The sequence below is a fragment of the Thioalkalivibrio sp. ALJ12 genome, from assembly GCF_000378305.1.
Taxonomy (GTDB): domain Bacteria; phylum Pseudomonadota; class Gammaproteobacteria; order Ectothiorhodospirales; family Ectothiorhodospiraceae; genus Thioalkalivibrio.
Genome location: NZ_KB899538.1, coordinates 841,546 through 861,039, shown reverse-complemented (window position 1 = coordinate 861,039; position 19,494 = coordinate 841,546). Strand labels below are relative to the sequence as shown.

General features: G+C 67.3%; 18 protein-coding genes. All 18 read right to left on the bottom strand.

The annotated features are described in order from the left end of the window. Positions 1 to 17 precede the first annotated feature (17 nt). The 18 genes from lptA to aceE all read right to left on the bottom strand — a co-directional run bounded on the left by lptA (position 18) and on the right by aceE (position 19,481). On the bottom strand, positions 18 to 542 hold the full coding sequence (gene lptA / locus F467_RS0104095) for a lipopolysaccharide transport periplasmic protein LptA (RefSeq protein ID WP_038048885.1): 525 nt from the start codon (positions 540 to 542) through the stop codon (positions 18 to 20). Beyond that, positions 535 to 1,098, bottom strand: a complete 564-nt coding sequence (lptC, locus tag F467_RS0104090) for an LPS export ABC transporter periplasmic protein LptC (RefSeq protein WP_018137772.1) — start codon at positions 1,096 to 1,098, stop codon at positions 535 to 537. Before lptC ends, lptA begins: the two co-directional genes overlap by 8 nt. Continuing rightward, the gene (kdsC, locus tag F467_RS0104085; protein ID WP_012981779.1) at positions 1,095 to 1,634 is read right to left on the bottom strand and encodes a 3-deoxy-manno-octulosonate-8-phosphatase KdsC; all 540 of its coding nucleotides are present in this window, start codon (positions 1,632 to 1,634) and stop codon (positions 1,095 to 1,097) included. The genes lptC and kdsC overlap by 4 nt, the downstream gene beginning before the upstream one ends. Continuing rightward, positions 1,634 to 2,611, bottom strand: coding sequence for a KpsF/GutQ family sugar-phosphate isomerase (locus F467_RS0104080; protein ID WP_012981778.1), 978 nt, complete (start codon positions 2,609 to 2,611; stop codon positions 1,634 to 1,636). The genes kdsC and F467_RS0104080 overlap by 1 nt, the downstream gene beginning before the upstream one ends. After that, entirely contained in the window at positions 2,608 to 3,585 is a 978-nt protein-coding gene (locus F467_RS0104075; protein ID WP_018137771.1) for a calcium/sodium antiporter, read from the bottom strand. Before F467_RS0104075 ends, F467_RS0104080 begins: the two co-directional genes overlap by 4 nt. A 103-nt stretch (positions 3,586 to 3,688) precedes the next feature. Continuing rightward, a complete protein-coding gene (locus F467_RS0104070; RefSeq protein ID WP_012981776.1) occupies positions 3,689 to 4,636 on the bottom strand; it encodes an AEC family transporter in 948 nt (315 codons plus the stop codon). Positions 4,637 to 4,679: 43 nt separating this feature from the next. Further along, a complete protein-coding gene (gene trxA, locus F467_RS0104065; RefSeq protein WP_012981775.1) occupies positions 4,680 to 5,063 on the bottom strand; it encodes a thioredoxin in 384 nt (127 codons plus the stop codon). 57 nt (positions 5,064 to 5,120) lie between these two features. Continuing rightward, complete coding sequence (locus tag F467_RS0104060) at positions 5,121 to 5,729, bottom strand: LON peptidase substrate-binding domain-containing protein (protein WP_012981774.1); 609 nt, start codon at positions 5,727 to 5,729, stop codon at positions 5,121 to 5,123. Then, on the bottom strand, positions 5,726 to 6,364 hold the full coding sequence (locus tag F467_RS0104055; protein ID WP_012981773.1) for a flavin prenyltransferase UbiX: 639 nt from the start codon (positions 6,362 to 6,364) through the stop codon (positions 5,726 to 5,728). The genes F467_RS0104060 and F467_RS0104055 overlap by 4 nt, the downstream gene beginning before the upstream one ends. Continuing rightward, complete coding sequence (gene mpl, locus F467_RS0104050; RefSeq protein ID WP_018137770.1) at positions 6,361 to 7,764, bottom strand: UDP-N-acetylmuramate:L-alanyl-gamma-D-glutamyl-meso-diaminopimelate ligase; 1,404 nt, start codon at positions 7,762 to 7,764, stop codon at positions 6,361 to 6,363. The genes F467_RS0104055 and mpl overlap by 4 nt, the downstream gene beginning before the upstream one ends. Further along, positions 7,764 to 8,273 (bottom strand): hypothetical protein, encoded by a 510-nt coding sequence (locus tag F467_RS0104045; protein WP_018137769.1) that lies wholly within the window; start codon positions 8,271 to 8,273, stop codon positions 7,764 to 7,766. The genes mpl and F467_RS0104045 overlap by 1 nt, the downstream gene beginning before the upstream one ends. Continuing rightward, the gene (locus F467_RS0104040) at positions 8,270 to 9,055 is read right to left on the bottom strand and encodes a VacJ family lipoprotein (RefSeq protein WP_038038428.1); all 786 of its coding nucleotides are present in this window, start codon (positions 9,053 to 9,055) and stop codon (positions 8,270 to 8,272) included. The genes F467_RS0104045 and F467_RS0104040 overlap by 4 nt, the downstream gene beginning before the upstream one ends. A gap of 347 nt (positions 9,056 to 9,402) precedes the next feature. After that, a complete protein-coding gene (locus F467_RS0104035) occupies positions 9,403 to 11,406 on the bottom strand; it encodes a diguanylate cyclase (protein ID WP_018137620.1) in 2,004 nt (667 codons plus the stop codon). 1 nt (position 11,407) lies between these two features. Beyond that, positions 11,408 to 12,631, bottom strand: a complete 1,224-nt coding sequence (locus F467_RS0104030) for an argininosuccinate synthase (protein WP_018137621.1) — start codon at positions 12,629 to 12,631, stop codon at positions 11,408 to 11,410. Positions 12,632 to 12,689: 58 nt separating this feature from the next. Beyond that, positions 12,690 to 13,658, bottom strand: coding sequence for an OmpA family protein (locus F467_RS0104025; protein ID WP_018137622.1), 969 nt, complete (start codon positions 13,656 to 13,658; stop codon positions 12,690 to 12,692). A 4-nt stretch (positions 13,659 to 13,662) separates the two neighbouring features. Continuing rightward, positions 13,663 to 15,447 carry a dihydrolipoyl dehydrogenase gene (gene lpdA / locus F467_RS0104020; protein WP_018137623.1) on the bottom strand — a complete coding sequence of 595 codons (1,785 nt, stop codon included), beginning with the start codon at positions 15,445 to 15,447 and terminating at the stop codon, positions 13,663 to 13,665. A gap of 16 nt (positions 15,448 to 15,463) precedes the next feature. Beyond that, positions 15,464 to 16,906 (bottom strand): dihydrolipoyllysine-residue acetyltransferase, encoded by a 1,443-nt coding sequence (aceF, locus tag F467_RS0104015; RefSeq protein ID WP_081601186.1) that lies wholly within the window; start codon positions 16,904 to 16,906, stop codon positions 15,464 to 15,466. Further along, positions 16,818 to 19,481: a pyruvate dehydrogenase (acetyl-transferring), homodimeric type gene (aceE, locus tag F467_RS0104010; RefSeq protein WP_018137625.1), complete on the bottom strand. Its 2,664-nt coding sequence runs from the start codon at positions 19,479 to 19,481 to the stop codon at positions 16,818 to 16,820. Before aceE ends, aceF begins: the two co-directional genes overlap by 89 nt. Between the last annotated feature and the right edge of the window lie 13 nt (positions 19,482 to 19,494).

Sequence of the window (19,494 nt, the reverse complement as noted above, 5' to 3'; positions counted from 1 at the left end):
GCTGGTGTCGAGCTCGTTCATTCGTCGTCTTCGCGGGGCTGGATCCTGATACGTACACGCTCGTCATCGGCCTCGCCACGCTCGGCCTCGATCACATCCGTCTCCAGGTCGTAGACGATGCGCTTGCCGCGCGCTTCCTCGGCTGCCGTGACCACATGCGCCTGGTCGGTCAGGATCACCCGGTCCTCGTTCAGCAGGTAGTCGATGCGCAGCGCGGTGGCGATGCGCATCTCGCCCGTCTCCGGGTCCGGGGACTCCAGCCGCGCAGGCTCGCCGTGGGCCTCCATCTCGTAAGGGCGTCGGTCGCGGCTGCGCACATAGACCTTGTCGGCCTCCAGTGTCATGTCCCCGCGAATCACCACCACATCACCGGTATAAGTGCTTACGCCCCGCCGGTCGTCCATCTCCGCACGATCGGCGGTAATCTCCACCGGCAGGGGCTGCTGCTGGGCAATGACCGGCGCGGCCAGCAGCAACAAGGCACTGCCCAGCAGCACGGGCCATCCGGCCCGGGCGAGCGACGACCCACCACGTTCAGTCATTTGCGGCTTCCTCCTCGCCCGACTCGCTGTAGAGCGTGTACACGTCATGGAACAGCTCTATGGTATCCCCTCGCGAGTCGACGCGCAGACCCGTGCCCCGCTGGAAAAGGCCAGGCTGCTCCAGCGTCGACGGGGCATCGGAGGTGGCGATCATGGTGTCGGTCGCCACCTTCACATCGGCGGATTCAATCACCGTGCGCACGCGCTCGTCACGCTCGGGCTGCACCCCCCGCGTGGGGCCGATCAGGTCCAGGATCTCGTCCATCGGTCGGTGCAGCGCCTCGGGCGCAGTCCAGTGCCATTCGATGCCGCCAGCGTCAAAGATATCCAGGTCGGGGTCGTCGATCAGCTGCGGGCCGTCGCGGCCAAACTCGCGCAGACGCGTCCCGCGCAGGCGGTGACTCAACTCGCCGTCCTCGCCAGTCGCGTGCAGCGTGAAGCCCTCGATCTCCAGCGTCACCTCGCCCTCCGGCTCGTGCTCGCTGGCAACAGCGCCGGCCACCAGCGCCGCCATTGGCAACAGGATCAGCGCCACCGGTCCGGCCACCCACTTCATCCGTCGACGTACTCCGCGAACAGGGCCTCCAGCCGCCCCTGGGCCGCCAGCAGGCCCTCGCAGACCTCGCGCACCGCGCCGCGACCGCCGGGGGCCTGCGTAACCCAATGTGCATGCTGCAATACCAACGGGTGGGAATCCGCCACCGCGATGCCGAGCCCCACACGGCGCATCGCCGGCAGATCGACGATGTCGTCGCCCACGAAGGCGGCCTCGTCGGGCGCGTGGCCGCTCTGCTCCAGCAACTCGTGCAGTGCGGCCCCCTTGTCGCGCCGCCCCTGCACCAGATGCTGCACACCGAGGTCCCGCATGCGGTGCTCGACCACCCCGGAGGTGCGTCCGGTCAGGATCGCGACCTCCAGCCCTCCGTCCAGTGCCAGACGGATGCCGTGCCCGTCGCGCGAATGAAAGGCCTTGTACTGCTCGCCGGCATCCCCCATGAACAGGCTGCCATCGGTCAGCACGCCGTCGACATCCAGGATCAGCAGACGCACCGCCGCCTGGCGGCTGTGCAGGGCCTCGTCGTGACGGTCCATCAGGCCACCCCCGCGCGCAGCAGGTCGTGCATGTTCAGCACCCCGACCAGCCTCTGGTCGTCATCCACCACCGGCAGGGCATTGATCCGCTTGCTCTCCATGGTCTCCAGGGCCTCCACGGCCAGCCACTGCGGGCGGGCGGCATGTCCGCCCCGCGTCATCACCTGGCCGATGGTCAGCGCCTCCAGGCTTTCGCCACGATCCAGCGTGCGTCGGAGGTCGCCATCGGTAAACACGCCGAGGATATGCGCCTCGGGATCGGCGACGATCACCAGCCCCAGCCCCTTGCGCGTAATCTCGAACAGGGCGTCCTTCAGCGGGGCCTCGGGACCCACGCGCGGGATCGCGTCACCGGTATGCATGATGTCCGCGACATGGACCAGCAACCGCCGCCCCAGTCGGCCGCCGGGATGCGAGCGGGCAAAATCGTCGGCGGTAAAGCCGCGCGCATCCAGCACCGCGACCGCCAGGGCATCGCTCATCGCCAGCGCGGCCGTGGTGCTGGAGGTCGGGGCCAGGCCCAGCGGGCAAGCCTCGCGCTCGACCGAGACATCCAGGTGCACGGTGGCATCCTGCCCCAGCCGCGACCCGGGATTGCCGGTCAGCGCGATCAGCGGTACGTCCAGCCGCCGGATCAACGGCAGGATGGTCAGCAGCTCGTCGGTCTCGCCGGAATTGGACAGGGCGATCACCACGTCGTCACGGGTAATCATGCCAAGATCGCCGTGGCTGGCCTCGCCGGGGTGGACGAAAAACGCCGGGGTCCCGGTGGAGGCCAGGGTGGCCGCCAGCTTGGAGCCGATATGGCCGGACTTGCCCATGCCGGTCACCACGACCCGGCCGCGGCACTCGAGGATGTGGCGACAGGCCTCCAGGAACGCATCGTCCACGCGGTCGGCCAGTCGACGCACGGCCTCGGCCTCATCGTTCAGGACCGCCAGGGCCAGCTTGCGAGTGGTATCAGGATTGAAATTCATGCGGTTGCCGTCATTCCGAGATGGACAAGGTAGCCCGCGAACACCACGAGCAGAAGCCCCCCCTGCCAGCGCCGCAGCTGGCTGCCTCGCGCCAGGGCAAAGACGAACAGCGTGGCGGTCATGCCGAGCATCACCGGGTAGTCGCGGACCAGCACCTCGGGCTCGATCGCCAGCGGCGCAATCAGCGCGGGGACTGCCAGCACGGCCAGCAGGTTGAACAGATTGGAACCGATCACGTTGCCGATCGCCAATCCCGCCTCGCGGCGAAAGGCCGCCACCAGGGAAGTCGCCAGTTCCGGCAGGCTAGTCCCGATGGCCACGATGGTCAGGCCAATCACCAGGTCACTGATGCCCAGCTGCTCCGCAATCCCCACCGCACCCCAGACGACCAGCTGGCTGCTGGCAATCAGCAGCGCCAGACCAAGGCCCAGCCAGCCCAGGGCGCGACCGGTAGAGGTGGCCGCCGGAATGGCCTCGACCATGCCACGCACCTCTTCAGGCGCCTCGGCCGGATCCAGCGCCTGCGCACGCCGCGCGATATGGATCACCCAGGCGGTCACCAGCAGCAACCCCGAAATCAGAAGCCCGCCCTCCAGGCGGCCCAGCTCGCCGTCCAGCAGCAGAAACAGGACAGCCAGACTCACCCCCATCAGGATCGGTAGCTCGCGGCGCACCAGGCCGTGCCCGATAACGAGCGGCGCCACCAGCGCCGCCATCGCCAGCACCAGCCCGATATTCGCGATGTTCGAGCCGATCGCATTACCCACCGCGAGGCCCGGGTTGCCCTGCAGCGTCGCCAGTACGGACACGACGATCTCCGGGGCCGAGGTACCGAAGGCGACAATGGTCAACCCGACCAGCAGGGCACTCACGCCCACGCTACGCGCGAACGCCGAGGCACCGAACACGAAGCGGTCGGCACTCCAGGTCAGCAGTACCAGACCGCCGATGACCGCAGCAACGGGAAGGACCATCAGCGAGTGCCGGGACCGGAGGTGGGTGGAGCGGGGTGTCTCTTCACCCGCCAATTGTAGCCGATCGCTGTAACCAATCGCCGGGGCCGGCCCGCGCGCACTGTCACCCCCCAGGGATCAGATACCCGGCGATGGCGAACCACAGCGGGAGTGTCACCAGCGACAGCGCCGTCGTCAGCGTGACCGCGGCCGCATACAGGCCGGTATCGAGCCGGAAGCGATCACAGAACACGAGCCCCAGGACCATCGCCGGCATCGCCGCCTCGAGCACCGAACCAATCCCGGGCACACCCTCCAGCCCGACCCACCAGACCAGGCCGAGCGCGAACAGCGGTGCGATCAGCAACTGGATGACGGACACCATCACCAGGGGGCGCAGATCGCGGCCGCGGAAACGGTCGAACACCAGCGCCAGCCCCAGCGAGAACAGCATCAGGGGGGCGACCGAGTCAGCCAGGAAGCCGAGCCAGGTATCCAGCCAGGTCACCAGCGGCAGACCGGCCAGGTTCAGCGCCACGCCCAGGACCGCCGCCCAGATCGAGGGGACAGCGACCAGCCCGCGAATGGCCCCGCCGCCGCCATACAGCCGGACCGCCTCCGGGTCCCCGTAACGCCTGGCCAGCAGGATCCCCAGCGTCAGCACCAGGGGCAGGCAGGCGAACAGGTCGTACTGGATCGCCACCGCCCGGCCGGCATCGCCGAACAGACTATCGAGTACGGGGAGCCCCAGGTAGGTGGCATTCGGCCAGGCCGCGGCCAGCAGCATCGCCCCGACCGCCGCGCGTTCTGCCAGGCAAAGTCGGCAAGCGAGCAGGGTCACGGCCACCATCGCCAGCACGGTCGTGCCGGCCACCAGGGCGATGCGCAGCGAGTCGAGTCCCAGGGGGGCGGTCCACAGCACCTGCAGCACCAGCGCGGGCAGCAGCAGGTAGTAGACCAGGGTGGTGAGCACCCGGCGGGCGGTGTCGGCGTCCAGCCCGCCGGGGCGCAACAGGCGCCAGACGACGCCCGCAACGATGAGCGCCCCCATCTGGGTCATGACCGTCAGCATGGGGGCGCTCGTTTAGGACTATAGGTTTCGCGTCAGAAGGTAATCAGGCCTGGCCAGCCTGCTGCTCCTGCTGCTGGCGTTCGACGTCGGCACGCACCTGGTCCATGTCCAGCTCGCGCACCTTGCCCAGCACCTCGTCCAGTTGCCCGGCGGACAGCACGCCCGGCTGGGAGAAGACGATGATCTGCTCGCGGAAGATCATCAGCGTCGGGATGGAACGGATCTGGAACGCCCCGGCGATCCCCTGCTCCTCGTCGGTGTTCACCTTGGCGAAGACGACGTCGGAATGCTGCTCGGAGGCCGCCTCGAAGGTCGGGGCGAACTGCTGACACGGGCCGCACCAGGGGGCCCAGAAGTCCAGAATGACAATGTTGTTGCCGGTGATCGTGGATTCGAACGTATCCTGCGTGAGTTCCTGAACGGCCATGATGGCGGGCTCCAATGAAAGTGTGTGCCGAAACCTTAACAGCCCCGCCGCAGGGTTTCAGGATTTCGATGCCGCGAGCATGGCCGCTCGCAGGCGCTCCAGGCGCTCGATCGGGTCGTCCGCCTCCAGCAGCTGCTGCTTGATCTCGAGATCGATCGGCAGCAGCTCCGTCAGCCGTCCGACCACCCAGGAGGAATCGTCAAAACGACGCTCCAGGTGTGACCAGGGCGTGCCGAGCTGGTCCAGCAGCCGCTCGAGCAGATCCGCCAGTGAGGCATAGTCCACCGGCAGGCTGACATCGGGGCGCTCCTGCAAAGGCTCGACCTCCGCCAGCCAGAGGCCGTCCTCGGCGCGGCGCGGGTTGTGAAGCTGGTGGCGACGCTCGCCCTTGACGAGGATCCCGAGCAGGCCGTCCGGCCGCTGGTCCCAGTCGACGATCGCGACCTCGGTCCCGATCGGGTGGAAGCCGACGGACGGGTCCGTCTCCGCCTCCGGACGGGGCGCACCGGACTCGGTGTCCGGCTCGATCGCGACGATCACGAAGCGGTCATCCTCGCGCAGGCAGCGGCGCACCATGTCGAGATAGCGCGTCTCGAAGATCCGCAGCGGCAGCAGCCCCTCCGGAAACAGCACGGTATTCAGCGGGAACAGTGGCAGAGTTGTCATGCCGGGCCCTCCGGCGGCAACGACGCCTCGCCCCAGCGCGGGCCCAGGGCATGTTCGATGTCCAGATGGTCCAGTACTCGCGCCACCATGAAATCAACCAGATCGTCGATGGATTGCGGCCGATGATAAAAGGCCGGGTTGGCCGGCATGACCACCGCACCCATGCGCGCCAGGCGCAGCATGTTCTCCAGGTGGATCTCGGAGAACGGCGTCTCGCGTACCACCAGCACCAGCCTGCGCCGCTCCTTGAGCACCACATCCGCCGCGCGTTCGATCAGCCCGCGCGAGGCCCCGGTCGCGATGGCCGATACGGTCGCCGTGGTGCAGGGGCAGACCACCATCGCCTCAGGCACCGCCGAGCCGCTGGCCACCGGTGCGGTCCACTGCTCCGGGCCATAGCAGCGGATCTGTCCATCGGCAGCCCCATGACGCTCGGCGAAAAAGCGAGCGATCTCGGCCGGACGCCCGGGTACGTCGAGATCAGTCTCCAGCCCCAGCACCACTTGTGCCGGTTTCGACAGCATCAGATGCACCTGCACCCCCGCCTGTACCAGGCACTCCAGCAGGCGCAGCCCGTAGGGCGCGCCGGAGGCACCGGTCAGGGCCAGGGCGATCGAACGCGGCTTTCCACTCATGCGGGGGTCCCCGAGGGTTCACGTGACTGCAACCCGGCGATCAGGCGCTGGTGCAGGCCATCGAAACCACCATTGCTCATAATGACCAGCGTATCGCCGGGGCGCGCCGTGGCAAGAATCCCCTGCAACAGGGATTCGATCTCGCGCGCCACCGACAGCCGACCGCCGAGCTTTCGCTGCAGACCCTCGGTGGACCAGTCGATCTCCGGGGCATGATAAAGATGCACTGCGTCCGCGCGCTCCAGGGCGGCCCCCAGTGCGTCGGCATGCACCCCCATGCGCATGGTGTTGGAACGCGGCTCCAGCACCGCGATCAGGCGTCCGCCGGGGGCGACGCGGCCGCGCAGGCCCTCGAGGGTCAGGCGGATCGCGGTCGGGTGATGGGCGAAGTCGTCGATTACGCGGATCCCGTCGATCTCGGCGCGCAACTCCTGGCGCCGCCGCACACCGCGGAAGGCCGGCAGGGCCGCGATCCCCGCGGCCAGCGGTACCCCGGCATGGCGGGCCGCCCCGAGCGCGGCCAGGGCATTGGAAAGATTGTGCTGCCCCGTCATCTCCCAGGCCACGCGCCCCTGGGCCACCCCGTTGGCCAGCACCTCGAACTCCGAGGCATCGTCATTCAAAGGCCGCGCCACCAGGGACACCGTATCCCCGGTGTCCGGGTCGGTGGTGATGCGCTCCACCGGCGTCCAGCAGCCCATCTCCAGCACGCGCTCCAGCGCGGCATCACCTGCGGGCGCCAGGATCAGGCCCTGGCCGGGGATGGTACGAACCAGGTGATGGAACTGACGCTCGATCGCGGCCAGGTCCGGGTAGATGTCTGCATGGTCGAACTCGAGGTTGTTCAGTACCAGGGTACGCGGCCGGTAGTGGACGAACTTGGCACGCTTGTCGAAGAATGCAGAGTCGTACTCGTCCGCCTCGATCACGAAGAACGGGGTCTCGCCCATCCGCGCGCTGACGCCAAAGTTTCCGGGCACGCCCCCGATCAGGAATCCCGGGCTCAGCCCGGCATGTTCCAGGATCCAGGCCAGCAGGCTGGCGGTCGTCGTCTTGCCGTGGGTACCGGCCACCGCCAGCACCCAGCGATCATGCAGCACATGCTCGGCCAGCCACTGCGGGCCGGAGGTGTAGGACAGGCCGCGATCGAGCAGGGCCTCGATGACCGGCATACCGCGGGTCATCACGTTGCCGACCACGACCGGCCCTTGCTCCGGCAGGGTCGCCGGGTCATGCCCCTCGTGGTAGTGGATACCGGCCTGCTCCAGCTGTTCGCTCATCGGCGGGTACAGCTTCTGGTCGGATCCGGTGACCTCGTAGCCGCGCGCCCGGGCAAGCTGGGCCAGCCCGCCCATAAAGGTCCCGCCAATACCGAGGATATGCAGCTGGCCCGTGCTCACTACAGCGCTCCCAGGGCCACCTGGGTGATCACACTGGAGACCACCACATACCCCAGCGCAATCAGCATGCCGACAAAGCGGCTGCCCAGCTCCAGGGCCTGTTGCAGGATGTGCCCGAACACCAGCAGCAGCCAGCCCACCAGCGTCAGCAGGGCCAGCAGGGCCCCGGTGGAGACCTCCTCCGGGTCGGTCGGGGCATCGATCAGCATCAACAAGGCCATCAGCAGGCCCAGAAGGGCCCCGGTGCCGGCCATTGCGGTAAAGGTCTGCAGCCAGCGGTCAGGCACACCCCCCATGCGCAGCACCACGACGATAAACATATACAGCACGGCGAGATCGAGCACATTCAGGACCAGGGCCTGGCCCGTGCCGTACATCGGGATGCCGACCGCCATGCCCGTGACCAGGGCAATCCCGAGCCAGAAGATCAGCGTAGCGTTATCGGGCGGCAGGTCCTGCGGGCCACTGCGCAGACGCAGGATGTCCAGCATCGTCCAGAGGCTGTTCAATCCATGTCCTCCTCGGCTTCCATCGCCTCCAGGGCCTCGAGCTCGTCGAGTTCATCCAGCATCTCGGTTGCGCGCTCGTCCGACGCCCCGCGCACCAGGAAGTCGCGGCGCTGCAGATAGGCCTCGCGCATGGCGATGTATCGATCGTCGGAGATCTGCGCCAGCATACGCTCGGTCGGTATCAATCCGGCGCGCATATCAACCACATCCAGCGCGATCAGACCCACCCACCAACCGGTGTGATCGGTGCGCAGATTTGTGTGATAGAGGGGGCTTGTATAGCCGTCAACCAGACGCGCCGGGGCATCGCGCGCGGTACTGGGGCCAAGCAGCGGCAGCTGCAGGTACGGGCCACGTGCCACGCCCCAGGCACCCAGGGTCTGACCGAAGTCCTCGTTGTTCTTCTCGAGGCCCATGGGAGTCGCGACATCGATCAGGCCGAGCAGACCGAAGGTCGTATTGAACATGATGCGCCCGGTATCCGAGGCGGCGTTGTCCAGGTTGCCCTGCAACAGGTTGTTGAACAGGACCGTGAAGTCATTGAGGTTGGAGAAAAAATTGCCTACCCCGGTCTGGACGGGCTGCGGCAGCCGCCGATACTGGACTGCGGCCGGGCGCAGCAGGGCCTGGTCAAAGTCGTCGTTGATCTCGAACACCACCCGGTTGTACGACTCCCAGGGGTCGTCCGGATGACGATCTTCGCTGGGCACGGTCGCACAGCCGGAAAGCGTCAGTACCATCAGGGCCGCCAACCCCATGCGTAAACGGGAAACAACCGACATACGATTCCTTTTTCGCCGCGCCCGACCTCGGGAAACACGGATCAATGTACACGCTCGCGCTCGAGTCGCTTTTGCGTGCGAACAAGGCGCGGTGACTGCCGTGCAGTCATTCTGCACAAGGGAGCCGCAACGCCGTACGCGCGCCCGTTTTTGATAACAACGGGCAGCCGAGCCCCTGCAGTGAGTGAGTTGCGGGGTTGGCACCCCAGGTGCCCCGATCCTGCGTTGCGCCCCGCATTCATCAAAAACGGGCGGGTAGAACCACTACCCGCTACGCACCACGCCTTGTCTCGGAAAACCTGGGGTGCCAACGCGAGTGTGTACATTAATCTGTGTTTCCCTAGGCGTCAGGAACCGGTAATGGGGTGAATATCCGCCTTGCGGGCCACACCAACCTGGCCCCGTCCCTCGTTCTTGGCGGTGTAACAAGCGCGATCGGCGGCCACGAAGGCCGCATCCACACTCGGCAGCGTCTCGCCCAGTTGCACCACACCCACCGAGGCCCCAATGGTGACGTCCCGCGCCTCGACCTGCAACGGCCGGTCGCCCAACGCACTGCAGATCCGCTGCCCCAGGACCCGGGCCTGCTCGGCATCGGTCTCGTACGCGATCACCGCAAACTCGTCGCCCCCGATCCGGGACACGGCATCGCGCGATCGCGTCAGCTGCCGCAGGATCGTCGCCACCCGGCGCAGAAGCTCGTCGCCCACCCGGTGGCCATGGCGATCGTTTACCGCCTTGAAATAATCCAGATCCACCAGCAGCAGGCTCGCCACCGACGAGTATTCCCGGGCATTGTCCATCGCGTGCTGCATCTCGCGCTCGAATGCGCGCCGGTTCAAGAGACCGGTGAGCGGATCGTGGCTCGCTTCATGCACAAGCCGGTCCACCAACTCGCGTTCCTCGGAGATATCGGCCAGCACGAGCAGGGTGCGCACCGAACTGCCCGCCACCGGATCCAGCGCTGTGCGGTCGATGCGCACGATCCGTTCGTGGCCGCTGGGCGTCACCAAGCGTGCCTCGGTATGCTCGCCCAGATGTTTGGCGAGCGGCTGGGATCGGTCTGCACCCAGCGGCCGATCGGTCCCCATCTCGCGCAGGTCCAGGACCTGATCCAGGCTGCACCCCAGTGCCTGCAGACGGACCAGCCCCGCCATCTGCTCGGCCGCAGGGTTCATATAGACGATCCCGCCACGGGCATCCAGCGTAATCACCGCGTTCGGGATCGCGCCCATCGCCCGGCGCAGGTTGTGCCCGGCGATGCGCATACGGGCATGTACCCGCAGCACGTACAGGAGGATCGCCGCGATACCTGCCGCCAGGACGGCGAGTAACGCCGCCAGGTTGTCGCGCGCCCATCGCAGCACGGCGAACGGCTCGGGGGCGTAAAGCCCCACGCCCAGGTCGTACATCAGGCCCTGCACGTCCTCGTAGGAACGCGGCGCGGCCCAGCCCGTAATCCCGACCGCCTGGCTCACCGGGTGCTCGGCATCCAGCGCCAGAAGGGCGCGCAGCACTGCCTGAGCGATATCCACATCGAGATCGCCGCGCATCGCCAGCGGCCACTCCGGGTACAGACGGGTCGAGGTCCGGTAGGGGAAGCGGGGCACGGCCCGCTCGCCGATCAGACGCACTTGCTCGACCCGTGGGTCGCCCTGCTCGCGCAGGTCTTCGAGGATCCCGGTGCGAAAGGTCGCGGCATCCACCTCGCCCGCCAGCAGCAGATCCAGTCCCCGGGAAACCGGGAAGCCCGTGAATACCACGCGATCCAGATCGGTCTCGACATCCAGCCCGGCGGCCTCGAGTTCCCGCCAGGCCATCCACCAGCCGCCAAAGCCGTCGGGGTGGACCGCGGAGACCCGCTGCCCGACCAGGTCGCTCAGCTCGACCAGGTCCGTGCGGTCCTCGCGCGCGATGATCACAGCCCCAAAACGGTCTTCCTCGCGCCCGACCTCGGCCGGGAGCATGGTCGCGATACGGGAGATGCCGTGACGCTGCTCCAGCATCACGTAGGAGCCGGGGTTGGTCAGGACCAGGTCAAAGCGACCCTCGGCCGCACCCGCCTGCAGGGCATCATTGTCGACCGGCACCAGGCGGACCTGAATGGCCTCCAGCGCCTGCTCCAGGTACTCGGCGAAAGGCGTCCACTGTTCGCGCGCGGCATCCTCGCCCCGGTGCGCCAGCACCGCGAGGATCAGCTCGCGCTCGGCCACCCCGGCCTTCGCACCGGCCGGCGTTGCCAGCAGCGCGCCAAAGACCAGCCCCCACAGCAGAACGACACCTCCGAGACCGCCCCTGCCGAACCAGGACAGGAAACCAGGCGATCGCCGGAGGCACGCACGCGGGCTCATCTCATGTGGGCTTCCGATTGCGGCTGGCGGCGATGCGCAGGCGCAGTGCGTTCAGGCGAATGAAACCCTCGGCGTCCTTCTGGTCATAGGCGCCGGCATCGTCCTCGAAGGTAGCAATCGCGTCGTCGAACAGGGTGTCCTCGGAGCGGCGGCCGGCGACGATCACGTTGCCCTTGTACAGACGCAGGCGCACCTCGCCGTTGACCACACCCTGGGTGTCATCGATCGCGGCCTGCAGCATGCGCCGCTCCGGACTCCACCAGTATCCGTTGTAGATCAGGCTGGCGTAGCGCGGCATCAGCTCGTCCTTCAGGTGCGCGGCCTCGCGATCCAGGGTGATCGACTCCAGCGCCCGGCGCGCCTTGAGCAGGATGGTGCCGCCCGGGGTCTCGTAGCAGCCGCGCGACTTCATGCCGACATAGCGGTTCTCGACGATATCGAGACGGCCGACGCCGTGGGCCCCGCCGCGTTCGTTGAGCTTCGCGAGCAGCTCGGCCGCGCTCATACGCTCGCCATTGATCGAGACCGGGTCGCCCTTCTCGAAACCGATGGTCAGCGTCTCGGATTCGTCCGGTGCCGCCTCCGGGGAGACCGACCAGCGCCACATGTCTTCCTCGGCCTCGGTCCACGGGTCTTCCAGCGGGCCGCCCTCGTAGGAGATGTGCAGCAGGTTGGCATCCATGGAGTACGGCGACTTCGTGCCCTTCTTGGCGTAGTCCACCGGGATGTTGTGCTGCTCGGCGTAGGCCATCAGGCGTTCGCGCGAGTTCAGGTCCCACTCGCGCCAGGGGGCGATCACCTGGATGCCCGGCTTCAGCGCATAGGCCCCGAGCTCGAAGCGGACCTGGTCGTTGCCCTTGCCGGTCGCGCCATGGGCGATGGCGTCGGCGCCGGTCTCCTCGGCGATCTCCACCATCCGGCGCGCGATCAGCGGCCGCGCAATCGAGGTGCCCAGCAGGTACTCGCCCTCGTAGATCGTGTTCGCGCGGAACATCGGGAACACGTAGTCCCGCACGAAGGTCTCGCGCAGATCCTCGATGTAGATCTGCTTGACCCCCAGGGCCTCGGCCTTGGCGCGGGCCGGCTCGACCTCCTCGCCCTGGCCCAGATCGGCGGTGAAGGTGATCACCTCGCAGCCGTACTGATCCTCCAGCCACTTGAGGATCACGGAGGTATCCAGGCCACCGGAATAGGCCAGCACGACACGGGAAATCTTCGAACTCATGGGAATACCAATCCTTCTTTCTTCTTGAGAGTTATAGTCGTTTTTGTGACGGGCTTCACTACCAGCCCGCGGAGGCCGGGGCGCCCCGGGGAGACTCCGGCGCCGCCCGCGGCTCGGCCGGGGGCAGCTCGCGGCCGGCGTCAACAGCGGTTTCCGCAACGGAAGACGGTCTGGCTGCGGCGTCCGCGCCACCCAGCCACCAGATATCCACCCGGCGCGAACCCTCGCGCTCGCCGTCCGCGTCCGGGTCGACACCACCGGCCTCGACCGTCAATCCATCGCCCGGCACACCCGCCTCCACCAGCGCCGCGCGCACCGCCTCTGCGCGCTGGCGACTCAGACGCTCGTTAACCTCGCGCGGGCCTTCGGCGTCGGTCAGGCCGACCAGGCGCACGCGCGGGCGTTCTACGGTGCGCAGGGTCTCGGCCGCACGGGCGACGGTCTCGCGCCCCCTGGAATCCAGTTCGCGGCTGCCGGTTGCGAAGTACACCGACCAGCGATCCAGCGCCCCGACATCCGGGCCCTCGGCCCCGGTGTAGCAGGCCTCGAAGGCCCCGGCACGCTGGGCAAAACGAATGCCGCGAAAATGCACCGCGTCCTCGGCACCGGGGAAATCGATCCGCACGTCATGCCCCACCAGAAGGCGGGCCTGGAGCGCCTGAACATGCGCGTCCGGAACCCGGAAACGATCGGGTCGTTCGGCCCGCAACTCGAGATCCAGGGGCGACTTCGGACTCGCCCCAAGCCACTCCGGGGCCCCGGTGCGCAATCGCGCGGTGGCGCCCTCGGGCATTGCGTAGGGGGCAAGCCAGAAGGCGCGAAGCGCCAGGCCTGGCCGGGTCTCGAAGCGCAGCGTACCGCCGTGGCGAACGCCCTGCTCGATGCGGCAGGCATCGTCCAGTTCGATCACCTGCCAGTCGCTGCGCTCCAGCGATTCACGGTGAGGCACGACCCCCGCCTGAGCCACCCCGTGCGCCAGCCACAGTCCCCCGAAAACCAGGAGAGCAAGACGGCGCAGCACGGACACGAAACTAGCGACTCTTGGGCGGCAGGATATCGGTGATCGAACCGTGCGCGACCTCGGCGGCGAAGGCCACCGTCTCGCTCAGGGTCGGGTGCGGATGCACGGTCAGACCAATGTCTTCCATCTCCGCCCCCATCTCCAGCGCCAGCATCGCCTCGCCGATCAGGTCGCCGGCGGACGGGCCCACCAGGCCCGCACCGATCACCCGGCCATCGGCGTCGAACAGCAGCTTGGTCATGCCGTCCTCGGCACCCAGCGCAATTGCGCGGCCGGAGGCGGCCCAGGGGAACACGCCCTTGGTGTACTCGATGCCGTCGGCCTTGGCCTGCTCCTCGGTCACGCCCATCCAGGCGACCTCCGGATGGGTGTAGGCCACCGACGGGATCGCGCGGGCGTCGAAGTGCACCTTGTGCCCGGCGATCACCTCGGCCGCGACCTTGCCCTCGTGGGTGGCCTTGTGCGCCAGCATCGGCTGACCGACGACGTCGCCGATGGCGAAGATGTGCTCGACGTTGGTGCGCTGCTGGCTGTCGACCTCGATAAAGCCGCGCTCGGTCACCTGCACGCCCGCCGCCTCGGCCTTGATCTTCGCCCCGTTCGGGCTGCGCCCCACGGCGACCAGCACACGGTCAAAGGTGTCTTCTTCCGGCAGGCCCTTGGCCTCGCCCTCGAACTGGCAGACGATCCCGGCCTTGGTGGCCTTGGCCCCGGACACCTTGCTCTTGAGGAAAATATTCTCGAAGCGCTTCTTCGCACGCTTCTCGAACGGGCGCACGATGTCGCGGTCCGCGCCCGGCATCAGGGTATCGGACAGCTCGACCACCGTGACCTTCGCGCCCAGCGACTCGTACACGCAGGCCATCTCCAGGCCGATGATGCCGCCGCCGACCACCAGCATGCGCTCGGGGATGTCGGCCAGATCGAGGGCGCCGGTGGAGTCCATCACCCGTTCGTCGTCCCAGGGGAAACCGGGCAGCTTGATCGCCTGCGAACCGACCGCGATGATCGCGTGCTCGAAGCCAATCACCTCGCGGCCGCCGTCGCCCTCGACCGCGATGCTGTTGGCGCCGACAAACTCGCCCACACCCTGCACCACGCGCACCTTGCGCTGCTTGCACAGCTGCTTGAGCCCGCCGGTCAGCTTCTTGACCGTCTTGTCCTTGTAGCCCCGCAGGCCGTCGAGATCGATCTCCGGCTCGCCGAACTTGATGCCCAGCGCGGCAAAGCGCTCAGCCTCGTGCAGCACCTCGCCGGCGTGCAGCAGCGCCTTGGACGGGATACAGCCGACGTTCAGGCAGACCCCGCCGATCTGCGGGTAGCGCTCGACCATCACCACGTCGAGCCCCAGGTCCGCGGCGCGGAAGGCGGCGGTATAGCCGCCGGGGCCGGAGCCCAGCACCAGGACCTGGCACTGGCTGTCGGTATTCAGGTCGGCGGCCGCCTTGGGTGCCGCCTTCTGCGGCTCACTCGCGGCGCCCGATTCCACCTTGGCGGATTCGGTCTTCTCGCCACCGGATGCGGGGGCGTCATCGCTTCCGCCCGCAGCCTCGCCACTGGCCTCGAGATCGAGGAGCTTGCTGCCCTGGGAGACCTTGTCCCCGACCTTCACATGCAGCTTCTTCACGGTGCCGGCCTCTGGGGCGGGCACGTCGATGGTCGCCTTGTCGGACTCCAGCGTGATCAGCGGGTCCTCCGGTGCGATCTCGCTGCCCGGCTGTACCAGGACCTCGATGATCTCGACGTCCTTGAAATCCCCGATATCCGGGACCTCGATGGTCTTGGTCTGGCTCATGACAAAGCTCCGGTCGTTACAGCAGCATGCGGCGCATGTCGGACAGCAATGCGCTCAGCGTGGTGGCAAAACGGGCGCCCAGCGCGCCATCGATCACCCGGTGATCGTAGGACAGCGCCAGCGGCAGGATCAGGCGCGGCTCGAACTCCTTGCCGTTCCAGACCGGCTTCATGCTGGAGCGCGACACGCCCAGGATCGCCACCTCGGGGGCATTCACGATCGGCGTGAACTGCGTCCCGCCGATCCCGCCGAGGCTGGAGATGGTCAGGCAGCCGCCCTGCATGTCCGCGGGCTTGAGCTTCTTGTCGCGAGCGCGCTGGGACAGGTCCATCAGCTCGGAGGCGATGTCGACCAGGCTCTTGCGATCGACGTCGCGCACCACCGGGACGACCAGGCCGTCCGGCGTATCGACCGCGATACCGAGGTTGTAGTACTGCTTCAGGATCAGGTTCTCGCCGGTCGCATCCAGCGAGGCATTGAAGCGCGGGTACTGCTTGAGCGCGGAGACCACCGCCTTCATCAGGAACGGCAGGAAGGTAACCTTCACGCCCTTCTTCTCGTACTCGGCCTTCAGCGACTTTCGGAAGTCCTCGAGCTCGGTGATGTCGGCCTCGTCGAACTGGGTCACGTGCGGGACAGTGACCCAGTTGCGATGCAGGTTCTTGCCGGTGAGCTTGTTGATCTTCGACAGCGGCTGGGTCTCGATCGGACCGAACTCGGAGAAGTCGATCTCCGGCATCGGCTCGACCCCCAGGCCGCCGCCGGCGCCCTGACTCAGCGCGCGCTTGACGAAGCCCTGCACGTCCTCGCGCAGGATGCGCCCCTTGCGCCCGGAACCCTCGACCTTGCTCAGGTCCACGCCCAGTTCGCGCGCGAACTTGCGCACCACCGGCGAGGCGTGGGCCTTGCGGAAGGCCGATTCGTCGCGGATGTGCTCGGTCGGCGACGGCCGCGGATCGGCCCGACCGGCCGCTTTCGGCGCCTCGGACGGCTTCGGCTGCTCGGCCTCGGGGGCCGACTCGGCCTGCCCACCCGAGGGAGACGGCGCTTCCTGCTTCGGCGCCTCGTCGTTGGCTGAGGTGTCCTCGGCCGCGCCCTTGTCGGAGGGCTCCAGCTCCAGGATCGGGTCGCCCTGGTTGACGCGGTCGCCGGCCTTCACCTTCAGCGCCTTCACGGTGCCGCCCTGCGGGGCCGGGATCTCGATGGAGGCCTTGTCGGACTCCAGCGTGATCAGCGGATCCTCGGGGGCCACGGTGTCGCCGGGGCTGACGATGACCTCGATGATCTCGACGTCCTTGAAGTCGCCGATATCCGGGACGTGCACAGTAGTCGTGTTGCTCATGTCTGCTCCTGCCTCGGGTCCGGCGGCCTCAGGCCTGCAAGGGGTTGGGCCGTTCGACGTCGATCTTGTACTTCTTGATCGCGTCGGAGACGGTCTTGACCTCGACGGTCCCGTTATCGGCCAAGGCCTTCAGGGCCGTGACCGCGATGTGGTAACGATCCACCTCGAAGTGGCGTCGCAGCGCGGCACGGGTATCCGAGCGACCGAAGCCGTCGGTCCCCAGCACGCGGTATTCGGCCGGCACGAAGGCACGGATCTGGTCGGCATAGGCCTGCACGTAGTCGGTCGCGGCGATTACCGGATCCTCCGAGCCACCCAGACATTCCTCCACCCAGGACTTGCGCGGCTTGGCCTCCGGATGCAGCCGCGCATGGCGCTCGACATCGCGGCCGTCGCGGGCCAGCTCGTTGAAGCTGGTCGCGCTCCAGACCTCGGCGGCGACGCCGAAGTCCTTATCCAGCAGTTCGGCGGCGGCAATGGCCTCGCGCAGGATGGTGCCGGAACCCAGCAGGCGCACCTTCTTTTTCTTGCGCCCACCCGCCTGCAGCCGGTACAGGCCGCGGCGGATGCCTTCCTCGGCGCCCTTCGGCATGGCCGGCTGCGGGTAGTTCTCGTTCATTACGGTGATGTAGTAGAAGACGCTCTCCTGCTCCGCGTACATACGGCGCATGCCGTCCTGCACGATCACCGCCAGCTCAAAGGCGAAGGTCGGGTCGTAGGCGATGCAGTTGGGCACGTTGGCGGCCATCATCAGACTGTGGCCGTCGTCGTGCTGCAGGCCCTCACCGGCCAGGGTGGTACGCCCGGCGGTCGCCCCCATCAGGAAGCCACGGGCACGCATGTCGCCAGCGGCCCAGATCAGGTCGCCAATGCGCTGGAAGCCGAACATCGAATAGAAGATGTAGAACGGCACCATCGCCACGCCATGGGTGGAGTAGGAGGTGGCCGCCGCGATCCAGGAGGACATGGAACCGGCCTCGTTGATCCCCTCTTCGAGAATCTGGCCCTTCTTGTCCTCCTTGTAATACATCACCTGGTCCTTGTCCTGCGGCTCGTAGAGCTGACCGACCGAGGAGTAGATTCCCAGCTGGCGGAACAGCCCTTCCATGCCGAAGGTACGCGCCTCGTCGGGCACGATCGGGACGATGTTCTTGCCGATCTTCTTGTCGCGGGCAAGCAGGGTCAGCAGACGCACGAAGGCCATGGTGGTGGACATCTCGCGCTCGCCGGAGGCCTCCAGCAGGCCGTTGAAGGCGTCCAGCCCCGGGATCTCCAGCGGGGTGGCCAGCGGGCGGCGCACCGGCAAATAGCCGCCCAGGTCCTTGCGCCGCTCGTGCATGTACTTCATTTCTTCGGAGTCGGGGTCCGGCTTGATGTACTCGGCCTTCTCCACCTGCTCGTCGGACAGCGGGATGTTGAAGCGGTCGCGGAACTGCTTCATGTCGTCCGCGTCCATCTTCTTCTGGCTGTGGGTACGGTTCTGGGCCTCGCCCGCCGACCCCATGCCGTAGCCCTTCACGGTGTGCGCGAGGATCACGGTCGGCTGCCCCTTGTGCTCCGCGGCCTCCTTGTAGGCTGCATAGACCTTGACCGGGTCATGGCCACCGCGATTCAGGCGCCAGATGTCCTCGTCGGACATATTGGCCACCATGCGCTTGAGCTCGGGGTACTTGCCGAAGAAGTGCTCGCGGACGTAGGCGCCATCGCGCGACTTGTAGTTCTGGTAGTCGCCGTCGACCGCCTCCATCATGCGTTTCTGCAGCAGGCCGTCAGTGTCCTTCGCCAGCAGCGGGTCCCAGTAGCGGCCCCACAGCACCTTGACCACGTTCCACCCGGCGCCGCGGAAGATCGCCTCCAGCTCCTGGACGATCTTGCCGTTGCCGCGGACCGGGCCGTCCAGGCGCTGCAGGTTGCAGTTCACCACCCAGGTCAGGTTGTCCAGCTTCTCGCGCGAGGCCAGCGTGATTGCCCCCAGGGTCTCCGGCTCGTCCACCTCGCCGTCACCGACAAAGCTCCAGACGCGGCGGTTCTCGGTCTGCGCCAGGCCGCGATCCTGCAGATAGCGCATGAAACGCGCCTGGTAGATGCTCATGATCGGGCCCAGACCCATGGACACGGTCGGGAACTGCCAGAAGTCCGGCATCAGCCAGGGATGCGGGTAGGAGGACAGGCCCTTGCCGTCCACCTCGCGGCGGAAGTGGTCCAGCTGCTCCTCGGTCAGGCGGCCTTCCATGAACGCGCGGGCATAGATCCCCGGCGAGGAGTGCCCCTGGGCAAACAGCAGGTCGCCGCCATGATCGTGCGACGGGGCGTGCCAGAAGTGATTAAAGCCGACATCATAGAGCGTAGCGGCAGATGCGAAGGTCGCGATATGCCCGCCCAGCTCGGCCGATACGCGGTTGGCCTTGACCACCATCGCCATCGCATTCCAGCGGATATAGGAGCGGATGCGGTGCTCCACCGCACCGTCGCCCGGATACTCCGGCTCCAGGTGCGTGGGGATGGTGTTCACGTAGGCCGTGTTGGCCGAATACGGGAGATAGGCCCCGCTGCGGCGCGCCTTGTCGACCAGGCGCTCCAGCAGGGCGTGCGCCCGTTCGGGGCCGTCGGTCTCCAGCACGGAGGCCAGGGCGTCAATCCACTCCTGGGTCTCCTGCGGGTCGATATCGTGTTCGGTCGCGTTCGGGTCCATGCGTCTACCCCTG